15 protein-coding genes are annotated in these 12,023 nt (G+C 62.9%); 7 read left to right on the forward strand and 8 right to left on the reverse strand.

Features of this window, described 5'->3' with window-relative positions; all coding sequences use genetic code 11:
- Positions 1-44: 44 nt before the first annotated feature.
- Positions 45-755: a metallophosphoesterase family protein gene (locus tag ACTJKL_RS07165; RefSeq protein WP_440852548.1), complete on the reverse strand. Its 711-nt coding sequence runs from the start codon at positions 753-755 to the stop codon at positions 45-47.
- Positions 752-1,570, reverse strand: a complete 819-nt coding sequence (locus tag ACTJKL_RS07170) for a hypothetical protein (protein WP_100671596.1) — start codon at positions 1,568-1,570, stop codon at positions 752-754. The genes ACTJKL_RS07165 and ACTJKL_RS07170 overlap by 4 nt, the downstream gene beginning before the upstream one ends.
- A gap of 291 nt (positions 1,571-1,861) precedes the next feature.
- On the opposite strand from ACTJKL_RS07170, the gene ACTJKL_RS07175 reads away from it, so the two are divergent.
- Positions 1,862-2,101 carry a hypothetical protein gene (locus ACTJKL_RS07175; RefSeq protein ID WP_100670924.1) on the forward strand — a complete coding sequence of 80 codons (240 nt, stop codon included), beginning with the start codon at positions 1,862-1,864 and terminating at the stop codon, positions 2,099-2,101.
- Between the two features lie 320 nt (positions 2,102-2,421).
- On the opposite strand, the gene ACTJKL_RS07180 is transcribed toward ACTJKL_RS07175, so the two are convergent.
- On the reverse strand, positions 2,422-2,595 hold the full coding sequence (locus ACTJKL_RS07180) for a DUF1328 domain-containing protein (RefSeq protein ID WP_010975005.1): 174 nt from the start codon (positions 2,593-2,595) through the stop codon (positions 2,422-2,424).
- Between the two features lie 50 nt (positions 2,596-2,645).
- A complete protein-coding gene (locus ACTJKL_RS07185) occupies positions 2,646-2,792 on the reverse strand; it encodes a hypothetical protein (RefSeq protein ID WP_440852549.1) in 147 nt (48 codons plus the stop codon).
- A gap of 195 nt (positions 2,793-2,987) precedes the next feature.
- Here ACTJKL_RS07185 and ACTJKL_RS07190 point away from each other — a divergent pair, with 195 nt between their 5' ends.
- The 3 genes from ACTJKL_RS07190 (at position 2,988) to ACTJKL_RS07200 (ending at position 6,052) form a co-directional block, all read left to right on the forward strand.
- Positions 2,988-3,290, forward strand: coding sequence for a PepSY domain-containing protein (locus ACTJKL_RS07190; RefSeq protein WP_440852550.1), 303 nt, complete (start codon positions 2,988-2,990; stop codon positions 3,288-3,290).
- An 18-nt stretch (positions 3,291-3,308) separates the two neighbouring features.
- A complete protein-coding gene (locus tag ACTJKL_RS07195; protein ID WP_440852551.1) occupies positions 3,309-3,914 on the forward strand; it encodes a general stress protein in 606 nt (201 codons plus the stop codon).
- Positions 3,915-4,075: 161 nt separating this feature from the next.
- Entirely contained in the window at positions 4,076-6,052 is a 1,977-nt protein-coding gene (locus ACTJKL_RS07200; RefSeq protein ID WP_440852552.1) for a protein-L-isoaspartate(D-aspartate) O-methyltransferase, read from the forward strand.
- An 18-nt stretch (positions 6,053-6,070) separates the two neighbouring features.
- Here ACTJKL_RS07200 and ACTJKL_RS07205 read toward each other — a convergent pair whose 3' ends face one another.
- Both ACTJKL_RS07205 and ACTJKL_RS07210 read right to left on the reverse strand, forming a co-directional pair.
- Positions 6,071-6,394, reverse strand: coding sequence for a hypothetical protein (locus ACTJKL_RS07205; RefSeq protein ID WP_100670920.1), 324 nt, complete (start codon positions 6,392-6,394; stop codon positions 6,071-6,073).
- Between the two features lie 3 nt (positions 6,395-6,397).
- Positions 6,398-6,529 (reverse strand): hypothetical protein, encoded by a 132-nt coding sequence (locus ACTJKL_RS07210; protein ID WP_018095947.1) that lies wholly within the window; start codon positions 6,527-6,529, stop codon positions 6,398-6,400.
- A 175-nt stretch (positions 6,530-6,704) separates the two neighbouring features.
- On the opposite strand from ACTJKL_RS07210, the gene ACTJKL_RS07215 reads away from it, so the two are divergent.
- Positions 6,705-7,211: a ferritin-like domain-containing protein gene (locus ACTJKL_RS07215; RefSeq protein WP_100670916.1), complete on the forward strand. Its 507-nt coding sequence runs from the start codon at positions 6,705-6,707 to the stop codon at positions 7,209-7,211.
- Positions 7,212-7,287: 76 nt separating this feature from the next.
- On the opposite strand, the gene ACTJKL_RS07220 is transcribed toward ACTJKL_RS07215, so the two are convergent.
- Positions 7,288-8,085 (reverse strand): endonuclease/exonuclease/phosphatase family protein, encoded by a 798-nt coding sequence (locus tag ACTJKL_RS07220; protein ID WP_440852606.1) that lies wholly within the window; start codon positions 8,083-8,085, stop codon positions 7,288-7,290.
- Between the two features lie 10 nt (positions 8,086-8,095).
- Between ACTJKL_RS07220 and ACTJKL_RS07225 the strand changes: the two genes are divergently transcribed.
- Positions 8,096-9,037: a putative bifunctional lysylphosphatidylglycerol flippase/synthetase gene (locus tag ACTJKL_RS07225; RefSeq protein ID WP_440852553.1), complete on the forward strand. Its 942-nt coding sequence runs from the start codon at positions 8,096-8,098 to the stop codon at positions 9,035-9,037.
- On the opposite strand, the gene ACTJKL_RS07230 is transcribed toward ACTJKL_RS07225, so the two are convergent.
- Positions 8,932-10,584, reverse strand: coding sequence for a phospholipase D-like domain-containing protein (locus ACTJKL_RS07230; protein ID WP_440852554.1), 1,653 nt, complete (start codon positions 10,582-10,584; stop codon positions 8,932-8,934). The genes ACTJKL_RS07225 and ACTJKL_RS07230 overlap by 106 nt on opposite strands.
- 191 nt (positions 10,585-10,775) lie before the next feature.
- Here ACTJKL_RS07230 and lhgD point away from each other — a divergent pair, with 191 nt between their 5' ends.
- Positions 10,776-12,023 carry an L-2-hydroxyglutarate dehydrogenase gene (gene lhgD, locus ACTJKL_RS07235; protein ID WP_440852555.1) on the forward strand — a complete coding sequence of 416 codons (1,248 nt, stop codon included), beginning with the start codon at positions 10,776-10,778 and terminating at the stop codon, positions 12,021-12,023.

The following is a 12,023-nucleotide window of genomic DNA, read 5'->3' on the forward strand; positions in this document are numbered from 1 at the left end:
CGGACGAAAACCGCCACACTTATCCTGAAAATGTCCAAAAGGCCTCAGAGTTCGAGCATGGCGTAAGGCCTGCCCGTCGGTTTCTCCACATGGGCGGCGACGTTAAAGACGGGGGCGCCGCCGGGCGTCTGCCCCTGATAAGCGCCCTTGTGCGCATGGCCGTGAACGACGGCGCTCACCTTGAAGCGGTCGATCGTCTCCGCGAGCCGCGACGACCCGAGAAACGGATAGATTTCCTTCGGTTCTCCGGCAACGGTTTCAGGGATCGGCGCGTAATGCAGAACGACGAGCGCGCGCTCCGCCCTGGTAGCCCTCAAGGCGTTCTCCAGCCGAATGGCCTCGTCGACGCTGGTTCCGACCATGGTCTTTATCGCCGCTTCGCCAAAGGCGCCCAGCATATACCGGCCGAAGCCGCCGATGAACCCCTTGGTTCCGCAGAAGCCGACGCCTGAAATTTCGACGCTCTGACCGTCGAGAAGATGCACACCCGCCCTGACGAGGATCGACGAAACCTCCTCCACGGCATCGCATTGATGATCATGGTTTCCGAGCACGGCGACGACCGGGATCGTGCAGGACTTCAGATCGGCGGCGAGAAGCTCCGCCTCCGCAGGCTTGCCGAGATCCGTCAGATCGCCGGCAATCACGAGCACGTCCGCCGCGCGCGCGATTTCCGCAAAGAGGTCGGTATAGGAGACCGATCGGTCCTCCTTCACATGCAGGTCCGCCACGGCGGCCACCTTCAACTTGCTCATGACTCCGTATCCTCAGTTTCTGCGCTGACGTCGGCGTCGCCTCCGACATCGGCGAAACCCCATTCCTTCACATCGATTTCGTAGTCGGGGCGCGAGTACATCCGGCCGCGACAGATCTTCGTCAGGGGCAGTGGGAGGTCTCTTTGCGTCGCCAGCCTGCTCAACAGCTCGTCCATCAGCCAGAGCGGGACCTTGTCGCGTTCGGAGGGATAGATCCACCGGAAGTTCAGGAGGTGGATGAGCAGGACCTCCCAGTGCGCTTCCATGTATCCGAGCAATCTTGCCCAATCGATTCGATCATGTGCCTTCAGGATCAGGTGCGCGACGTCGGCGCCGTCGTAGCGGTGGCGAAGCTGGATGAAGGCCTTTGACCAGACGAGTTCCGTCGGCGCGACGATCGCACAGGTGGAGGCACCGATCTCTGTCAACAGAGCATTGGCGAACCAGGCGTCGGTGACCATCATGGTTCCGTTCGGCGAGGAGAAGATGACGTCGAAGAAGGATTTCCCCTTGAAGACCTTGCCCAGCCATCGATCGTCCTCGATTTCGACGGCGTATCCGAGCGACTTGAAATGATTGAGGATGCGAGTGTAATCGCCGGGCTTGCAGAAGACGTCGAGATCCTTGGTCGGCCTCGAAATCCCGGTATGGGCGCTGACGGCGAAGGTGCCCGCGATCAGGAACGGAATTTGCGACCGGCCCAGCTCGGCAATCGCCTCGGCAACAAATGCTTCGGCCTCCTCGTCGACGAGACGCGGCAGCGCGAGCGGCTCGGACGGGTGTTCCGAAGGGGAGCGCGGGGGCATTGACGTCATGCTGGTCATCCAAGTGAACGAGACTTCCTTGACAACCCGCCAGTCTTTCGGAAGTTCCGCTCGCCATAAGGTGTGGGATTGCGTCCCCTCGCGCCCCCGCACTTTGGGTCCGCCACTTAGCCGGGAAGCACCAAGGCGCGAACGTGATGGAACCGCCGGCCACGTCATGGCGTTTGTCTGGCAGCTACCGCATGAGCGCCCGGAGCCGAAGCGAAGGGCAGAAACATTAGGCAAAACAAAGCGCTACAGCGACTGCGCGCGTCCGTTGACGCGCCGCTGAGGGAGGAGCATATGCCTGTCATCAGCCCCAACATCCATACCCAGCAAAACAGCCGGGAGCTTGAGTGTCAGCGCGCAATGGAGGACGAGTTTCTGGTCTTTACCGCGCTGGCCGAGGAAGCGGGCTGGTCATGGCAGGAGATCGCGCTCGCCATGTTGGAGTTGACCGAGCAATATGTTGCAGCCATGCGGCCGAGTTCGGCGATGGAGGCAAGATCAATGTTGCGCAGTCACTCCAAGAGCTTGCACTGACCGCAGCAGTATTGTGTTCGCCCGAGGCGTTTCGCTGTTTCATTGAAGCAGTGAAACGCCTTTTAATTGAGACTGCGCATTCCGGACGGCTGTGAGACGGAGTGCTACAGCGACCTCTGAAGACGCGCCGCGCGGCAGGAACTTTTCGGAGGACTGCAATCTCTCCTCATCCTCTCTCTGTGCTTGTCACAGAGATGAAAGCAGCGCCGCGTCTGCGGCGCGGGAAGCGTTCTTTCAGCCCAAGGACTTGGTCTGGCTGCACCCCTGTGACGAGCACAGGGACGAGCCGCCGCCGCGAGCGCCCCGAATCCCAACAGGACTTAGGTCACGGCACCTCCGACGGCCAGTGCCAGTACGAGGAATACGAGGAAGATTATAACCGCAATGTAGAAGAGTATCTTCGCGATCCCCGCCGTCGCGGCCGAGACGCCGGAAAATCCGAGGAACCCGGCTATCAGTGAAATAACGAAGAAAATCAGTGCCCACTTCAGCATAATCGCTCCTTCCGTTCAGTTCCTGCCTCGCGGTCGTCGTGCCCAGCCGTTCAGCGGCTGTCCCGGTTCGGATCCTTGCCGGCCGCCTGGCTGCTTTTCTTGACGTCGTCCTTCTTCGCTTGATCGCCTGCACGATTCCCGCCATGCGTCCCTTTCGAGCTCTTGGCGGCCTTGCCGTCCTTTACGTTCGTAGCCATTTCACATCCTCCAGCGCAGTACCGAAACCGGCAGCAGAGCGGATGCAACCGGGGAAGGGCGATAAAGTTCCTTCCGGGCCTTCAAAGCCGGGGCGCCGGCCCGCTTTCCTTCCCATCGTGCCGGCGACTGCCCGCGGAACCAAATCTGGCCCGGACGGTTTGGTTGGCCGATTGAGGATCGAGAGAGGAAAGGCCATGAAGAACACCGTCTTCGGCGTTGCGGTACTGTTGAGCGCTGCCGCAGGACCGGCCTTCGCGCAGACGGCCGGCAACACCCCGGCCATTGCCACTCCCGACACGCAGAACCCGACGGCACCTGTCCCCGGCAAGAACAGCTTCACCGAAGCCCAGGCACGGGAACGGATGCAGGAGGCGGGCTACACAGACGTCAAGGAGCTGAAGCTCGACGACAAGGGTATCTGGCGGGCAACCGCGATGAAGGACGGCAAATCCGTTTCCGTCGCTCTCGATTTTCAGGGCAACGTAGTCGCGCTTTAGAGATCAAGGAAGAAGACGATGAGAACCGTGGCAGGGCTGTTTGACGATTACGGGGAAGCCCGAGGGGCCGTGAGCGATCTGGAGGCGGCAGGGTTTCCTTCCGAAGATATAAGCATCGTCGCCAACAATGCGGGAGACCGCTATTCGGCCGACGGTTCCGGTACGGCGAGCGGTGCCGGAGCAGGTGCTGGTCTGGGCGCCGTGGGCGGGGGCACGCTGGGGCTTTTGACAGGCCTGGGCCTGATGGCCATACCTGGGGTCGGACCCGTGGTCGCGGCTGGGTGGCTGGCGTCGACCGCCGCAGGCGCGGCGGCCGGCGCTCTCGCCGGAGGTGCGGCCGGCGGCATCATCGGCTCGCTCACCGATTCCGGGATCGAGGAGGAGGATGCGCATCTTTACGCCGAGGGAGTGCGCCGAGGCGGTGCGTTGGTGGTGGTCAGGACCGAGGAGCCTCTGGTCGCACAGGCGGACGGGATTCTAAGAAATCGCGATGCCGTCGACATATCGGTCCGGCGCCGCGCCTATACGGAGGATGGCTGGAACCGGTTCGACACCGCCTCCGGTCCCTATAGCCTCGACGAGATCGAGCGCGAACGTGAACGCCTCAGCCGCCCGGCGCTGTAGCGACAGGCAGGTACCGCTGCCGCGGCATGGCTGACACCGCCGTCAGGGTCCGCAAAAGCAACCCGGCCGCCCGAAAGGAGCCAGGTCACCACGCCCCTTGGCGAAACAATGACACGATGTGACGCGGCGGGTTGCGATGAAACGCAAGGAAGGCTTCCGCCATGATTGATTTTTCGCGCGCCCGCGAACGGATGATCACGTCGCATCTCTCGCGACGGGGGATAAGGGACAGATATGTCGTGGAGGCGATGGGCGTCGTCCCGCGGGAGGCATTCGTCGATCCAGGCTTCGAGGAATTCGCATATGAGGATTCGGCCCTCTCGATCAGCCATGGCCAGACCATCTCGCAGCCCTATATTGTGGCGCTGATGATCGAACGCGCCGAAGTCCAGCCGGGCGATACGGTGCTCGAAATCGGGACCGGATCCGGTTATGCGGCGGCGGTGCTGAGCCGGATCGCGGCACATGTCTATACGATCGAGCGCCATGCCGGCCTCGCCGAGGTCGCCCGGAGACGATTTGCCGAGCTCGGTTACGGCAATATCGATGTGCGTGTCGGCGACGGCACGGCCGGCTGGCCCGAGGCTGGACCGTTCACCGCCATACTGGTCGCTGCCGGAGGTCCCGAGATACCGCATGCGCTCAAGGAGCAGCTCGACCTCGGCGGCCATCTCGTCATACCCGTCGGCCCCCCGGAGGAGCAGCGCCTGCTGAAGGTCACGCGCGTCAACGCCACGACATTCGAGGAGCAGGACCTCGGCGGGGTCAGATTCGTGCCTCTCGTCGGCGAATACGGCTGGCATGAGGAGCGGGTTCAATCCCGGGCCGGGCTCAGACCGGCGCCCACGCTGCCCGAGATGGTTGCAGAGTCGGCCGAGCCGCTGCCCGATTTCGACGATCCTGCCTTCGGCCGGCTTTTCGATCGCTTTGCCGGGCGGCGGGTCGTGCTGCTCGGAGAGGCGAGCCACGGCACGTCGGAATTCTACCGCGCCCGCGCAGCCATCACGCGTCGCCTGATCGAGGAACATGGGTTCACGATCGTGGCGGTCGAAGCGGATTGGCCGGATGCGGCGGCGGTCGACCGCTATGTCCGACATCGAACGCAAGGCATGCGTCTCGATGCGCCTTTCCAGCGGTTCCCGACCTGGATGTGGCGCAACCGCGAAGTGATGGATTTCGTCGAATGGATGCGCGAACATAACGGCCGCAGGGGCCTGTCCGGCCGGGCCGGCTTCTACGGCCTGGACATCTACAATATGCGCGGCTCCATTGCCGCGGTTCTCCGGTATCTCGATGAGACCGATCCCGAGGCCGCTACGGTTGCCCGCGAGCGCTACGGGTGCCTGACCCCCTGGCAGAACGAGCCGGCGACCTATGGCCGTGCGGCCATGACCGCGGGCTTCCGCAAATGCGAAGAGGCCGTCGTTAAGCAATGCCGCGAACTCCTGGAGAGGCAGCTCGAAGCCGGGCGCGACAGCGGCGACGAGCTTCTCGACGCGGTGCAGAACGCGCGCCTCGTCGCCTCGGCCGAGCGGTATTACCGCATCATGTATTATGCCGGGGCCGACTCCTGGAACATGCGCGACACCCATATGTTCGCGACGCTCGAGCATCTGTTGAATGCACGCGGCGCCCGCTCGAAGGCGGTGGTGTGGGCGCACAATTCCCATATCGGCGATGCTCGCCATACCGACATGGGCACGGCACGCGAGGAGTTGAACATCGGTCAGCTCTGCCGCGAGCGGTTTAGCGATCAGGCAGCGCTGATCGGCTTCGGCACGCATGGCGGTCATGTGGCTGCCGCAAGCGATTGGGACGGCGAAATGGAGGTGAAGCCGATCCAGCCGTCGCTCGAAGGAAGCTACGAACGCGTAATGCACGTTTCAGGGGTCGAGCGCTTCCTAATCGACTTCGCACGCCACGCGCGTCTGCGCGACGGTCTCCTCAAGCCGATGCTTGAGCGCTTCATCGGCGTGATCTACCGGCCGGACACGGAACGCTTCAGCCACTATGCCCACGCCTCGCTGCCCCGGCAGTTCGACGCCTTCGTCTGGTTCGATCAGACGACGCCGGTCGAACCGCTCGGCGCGGAACACATAAAAGCGGGCGTGCCGGATACGTTCCCGTTCGGCCTGTGAGGCTCGTGAATCGGTGCGTTAAAGCTGCGTCGAGATGATGTTGTCGACGCTCACCTCCCCGCGGAGCACGCCGCGTTGCGTGCCGTCCGGGGCCGGCCCCTCCTCGACCACGGTGTAGAGCTTCTCGCTGCGAAACGCGCTGGCCATGTCGGTTGTCACCCCTTCCGCCGGCTTGGCGTCGATTTCGAGGAAATCGAGCTCCGCCTCGCTTGCGACGATGCGGGCATCGCCGCTCGATCTTGCCGCCACCACGACCTCGCCCTGGTAGCTGGCATTCTGCCAGTTCGGATCGTCGGGCTCGGCGAGTGGCGACAGACGGTATATTTTGAGCTCTTCGTGCATGTGCTACTCCGACTGGTCGATCGCATGCGGCGGCGGTTGCCCCGATTCGGCCGACTGGTCGAGAGGGAACATCATCCAGAGCGCCGCAATCACCACCAGGACGACGATCACTGCTGCAGCCAGGATCTTGGACATGTGAACCTTCCGACGATTGTCGAGACCGAACCGCGAAACCTGCGGTCTTCCGGCCTCCAATCACCAAGGCGTCGAATTGTTCCGAAGCCGCAGGGTGAGGCGATCACGCGCCGTTCTGCAGGAACATTTCGGGAAACCGCCGGTTGGAGGGCGCGCGAAAAGAAAGGAATATCCGATGGCTACTGCGAACGAACACCTTGTGGCTTGGCTCAGGGATGCACATGCGATGGAAGAGCAGGCGATCACGATGCTCACCAGCCAATCGAGCCGGCTGGAAAACTATCCAGAACTCAAGACCAGGATCGACCGCCACCTGCAGGAGACGAAAGACCAGGCGGCCATGCTCGAGCGCTGCCTCGAACGGCTCGACGGCGGAACCTCGAGCATCAAGGATATCAGCGGCAAGATCGTTGCCTTCGGGCAAGGCCTGAGCGGCCTCTTCGTCAGTGACGAAGTCGTCAAGGGCACGCTGGCCAGCTATACATTCGAGCATATGGAAATCGCCAGCTACAGGATTCTCATCGCCGCAGCCGAACAGGCGGGCGATCAGGAGACGAAGCGGGTCTGCGAGAGCATCCTGCAGCAGGAAATCGCGATGGCCGAGTGGCTGGCTGAGAACGCCGGTGAGATCACGCGCAGATTCCTGGAGCGAGACCAGCGGGACGTGACGGCCAAACACTGAAACCGTTTCAGACCAGAAACCTGCGGGACCTGCGGGCAGCGCCGCGCCTCCGACAAGATGCGCGGCGCTGTCGTTTTCAGGCCTCCTGCTTTTCGTCTCGCTTGACGACATCCAGTTCGGCAAGCAGCGGAAGATGATCCGAAGCGCTTCGCGCCAGCGTGCTGCCGTGCACTCTGCAGGAAGCCACTTCTATGCCTTTGCCGACCAGCACGTGATCGATGCGCAGCAGCGGCAATCGCGATGGAAAGGTCGGCCGCGGCTTGGCCCCGGTCAGCAGCTGCGCGTCGCTGAGCTGTCGGGCCAGGAGCCGGTAGGCGGTAGAACGCCCCGTGGCGTTGAGATCGCCTGCCAGGACCACGTGAGCGTCCCCCTTGGCCATTCCTCCGAGCCAGCCGGGGCCTAGAAGGGCGGTCGCCTGGCGCAGGCGCTCGGCGCCGCGCAATCCGAGATGCGTCACAATCACCTGAAGCTTGATTTCGGCGACGTCGATCTCCACCCAGAGTGCGCCTCGCGGCTCGCCGGACGAGGGGAGGGGTGCTGCCTTGATCAGCCGCATAGGCAAGGCCGTCAGAACGGCGTCTCCGTATTTCTCGTCCTCCAGGTGGAGAGCCGGATGGAACTCGGCTTCCATGTTGAGATGCGTGGCGATCATATGGGCCTGGTCTATTCCGCCGGTGCGGGCGCGGCCGACGTCGACCTCCTGCAATGAGATGACGTCGGGCTGGCACTCGGCGATGACGGCGGCGATGCGCGCGGGATCGAGCCTGCGGTCGGTGCCGAAGCAGCTGTGAACGTTGTAGGTGAGGAAACGTATCCGCTGTCGCATCGCCTTCGGAACACGCAGCACCTGCTTTTCGTTCCGGTGGGTGCGCAAGGGAGGGCCGATGTCCAGAAAAATTCTAGCGAGATTGTTCATCGCTGCCGGTATCTGCGTGGCGGGCTGGTTGATCTATCGGACCCTCAGCCAACACAGCTTTCATGAAATCGTCGGCTCGATCATGCGGATTCCGGCCCGGAATCTCTTGCTAGGCATCGGTTTCGTGTTTCTTTCCTATTTCTGCCTGACCCTCTTCGACACCCTCGCCATCCGCTATGTCGGGCGGAAGCTCGCCTATCCGCAAATCGCCATCGCCTCCTTCACCAGCCTTTCGATCGGCCACAATGTCGGCGGTGCGGCCTTGAGCAGCGGTGCCGTCCGCTACCGCTTCTACTCGCGTTGGGGGCTGAGCGCCGAAGAGGTGGCGAAGGTCATTCTCTTCTGCGGTGTCACCGTCGGCCTCGGCCTTGTCACATTGGCCGGGCTTTGTTTTCTGATCGTGCCGGCGGGTGCCGCGCGCCTTACGGGATTTTCCACGACCGGCGCTTTTCTGTTAGGCACTGCCTGCATTGCGGCCGCGGCCGGTTACGTGCTGCTCGCTTATTTTCTGCGGGGCTCGGTTCGCCTCTTTCGCTGGACTTTCGAAATGCCCTCGGTGGGGATTGCGGCCTTGCAGGTCGTCGTCGGAGTCGCCAACTTCCTCTGCGTCAGCGCAGCGTTGCATCAGTTGCTGAGCGCCTTCCAGGAGGTGAGTTTCATCGATACGGCCATGGCCTATGTCGGGGCCGGCGTGACCGCGATCGTCAGCCATGTCCCCGGCGGCATCGGCGTACTCGAGGCGACGATCGCATTTCTGCTTGGCAGTTCGGCGAGCCTGGGCGCTCTGATCGCCTTTCGGGCGATCTATTTCTTCCTGCCGCTGCCGCTCGGCTTGATCTTGCTTTCGGTCACGGAGTTCGTCGCCCGTCGAGATGAGGAAAAAAGCCTGGCGAGCAAGGCGAAAAGCTGACCGATCCAGCGCCTCACGAGCTTGTGCGTGCGGTAAAAGGGTCGGATCGGCCTCTGCGGATCGACGATCTCCGTGCCCCAGATGAGACTGGTCGCGCCGTCGTCATCGATTCCGTCGAAGGCGCGTATGCCGCGCCGGCGCGTGTTCAACATGTCCAGGGTGGCGACGAGAGAGTTCGTTTCCCTCAGTGCCTTCTCAACGGCGTCCACTTCAATGTCGAGATGTTCTGCGATCAGGCCGTTGCGCACTCTGGCAATGGCGGCGCGCTGCCCTTCGTTGGCGGCTTCCACGGCGACGTCGCATTCGGTGTCGAGGCTTGCCGAGCGGTGGTTGAAGTTCGACGAGCCGACGCGGAAAAAACGATCGTCGATCGCGACCACTTTGGAATGGATAATCACCTCCTGCTCGGATCCGTCGGCGGCGGGAACGACCGGATAGGCGACCCTGAGCCTGCCGTAGCGGTCGGCCCGCTTGAGCCGCCGAACGAGGCGGTCGCGGTTTCCTCCCATGACGATGCGTTCCAAAAGCCCATGCGAGCTGCGGGTGGTGATGACCACCACTTCCGGTCCATCAGGCTCCTGCAGCCGGTCGCAGAGCAACTGTCCGATTCTTCCCGATGCGAAATACTGGTTTTCGATGTAGATGTGACTTCGCGCACTGCGCAAAGCATCGAGCGTCAGCCGCAGCGCCTCCTGACGGCCGCGTCGTTTGCCGGAGCCCGGTTCCGTGCGGGCGATTGCGACCGGGCAATCCTCGAGCACCGGCACCGTGCCGTTCGGCCATGCAAGCGCCCGCGCGGGCGGCGCCTCGATTTCGTCGCCCGTAGAGGCTTTCCAGCGAGATCTGCAGAGATCGCCGATTGCACGGCTCGCCCCGCCTTCGAGCACCACCTGTATGTCATGCACCGGATCATAGGGTTTTCCGTCCGGATCGCGCCGCAACTCGTTCTCGGCCGCGTGCTCCGGCGTGTCCCAGCGGCGCGCCGTCAGGTCGATGCCCCCGGCAAAAGCGATGCTGTCGTCTATGCAGACGAGCTTCTGATGATGCGATCCGCGCAGCGCCCGATGGCTCGCGAAACGAAGTTCGATCTGCGGATGGGCCGCCCATTGCTGCTTGCGAAACAGCCTGAGCGACTTTCCCGAATAGATCGGTCCCATCGCCCAGACGAGAATGCGAATCTTCAGTTTCGGCTTTTGTGCAGCGAGGCGCTCGAGCCTGCTGCCGAGCGATTCCGCTTGGGGGTCGTCCGGTCTGAGCTTGATTCGCGGATCGAAGTCCCATCCGGTGATCCAGATCTGCTCTTCCGCCTGATCGAACGTGCTGTCGAGACAAGCATAGTAGGCGGCTGCGTCCACCAGGAAGGACAAATGCCGTGCGGGCGCGCTGCGCCAGACATTCTCCGCCTCCTTTATTATCGGCCGGCTTGTCCGACGCCGTCGGCCGGCCGGATTTCCGGTGAACGCGTTTTTCCAGTCCAAGCTTCCTATCCCGTGCGTGGCGACTGGAAATGAATCCCTTTCAACCGTGATTTGTTCCAGGAGCAGCATTGTTGTGGCGTGCGCCTCCGTCGGGGCGGCGAAGCTCGTCCCCCGGCGGAACTTTTCCGGGGGGCGGCCGCACACGGTTCCTGATCGTATGGCTCCCACCTGGCTCCAGGCACCGTGCTTCCCCGATGCCTGCAAGAAGGCTATGCATGGCAAAGGACGCATAACATGTACGAGCCGGGAAGGTTGCGAGTTTGTACGACTATTGCATCATCGGGGGCGGCATCGTCGGCCTCGCTACGGCCATGGCGCTGCAGGAACGGGTGCCGGGCGCCAGCATCGTGCTTCTGGAAAAGGAGCGGGAGCTTGCGCGCCACCAGACGGGCCACAACAGCGGCGTGATCCACGCCGGAATTTACTATGCACCGGGATCCCTGAAAGCGAAGCTGTGCCGCGAGGGAGCGGAGGCGACCAAGGAATTCTGCACCGGGAACGGCATCCCCTTCGAGACCTGCGGCAAATTGCTGGTGGCGACCACCGAGGCCGAGGTCGAGCGCATGGAGAGCCTGGAGAAAAAAGCGCAGCAGAATGGGATCGAATACTCTCGCCTGTCGACGTCGCAACTTCGATCGGAGGAGCCTAACATCGCCGGCCTCGGCGCGCTTCTCGTCCATACGACGGGGATTGTCGATTATTCGGCAGTTTGCCGGGCAATGGCCGAGCGCATCGGAGCCCGAGGCGGCGAAATCCGCTGCGGGGTCGAGGCCACTGCCATTGCCGAAGAGGATGGCGGCGTGCGGATCGCAAGTGCATCCGGCCGCATCGAGGCGCGCAAGCTGATCGCCTGCGCCGGCCTGCAGTCCGACCGCATCGCCTTGATGGCCGGGCTTAATATTGACCACCGCATCGTGCCGTTCCGGGGCGAATATTACGTGTTGCCGCCGTCGAAGGTCGGCGTGACCCGGCGCCTCATCTACCCCATTCCCGACCCGGACCTGCCTTTCCTCGGAATTCACCTGACCCGAACGATCGACGGGGGCATGACCGTCGGCCCCAATGCGGTGCTGGGCTTTGCCCGCGAGGGCTACCCGAAGGGCAGCTTCAAAGCGACCGATGTGGCGAACATGGCGGCGTTTCCCGGCTTCTGGAAAATGGCCGCGAAGAACTGGCGGTCGGCGGTCACGGAATTCGCCAATTCGGCATCGCGGTTCCGCTATCTGCGGGAGTGCCGGAAATACTGCCCGTCGCTCACGATAGACGACCTCGCGGTCCCGCAGACGGGCATCCGGGCGCAGGCGGTCATGGCCGATGGCAGCCTCGTCCACGACTTCCTCTTCAAACAGACCGAAAGGATGCTTCACGTCTGCAACGCGCCGTCGCCCGCTGCGACCTCTGCCATTCCGATCGGCCGCATGATCGTGGACCGCCTGCTCGAGGGGGCTCCTCCCAAGACGGAACGGTCACAATCGCTTCATGGGGCTCATCCGCAACTTTATCGGTAG

This window comes from Sinorhizobium sp. 22678 (assembly GCF_052044265.1).
Lineage (GTDB): Bacteria > Pseudomonadota > Alphaproteobacteria > Rhizobiales > Rhizobiaceae > Sinorhizobium > Sinorhizobium meliloti_A.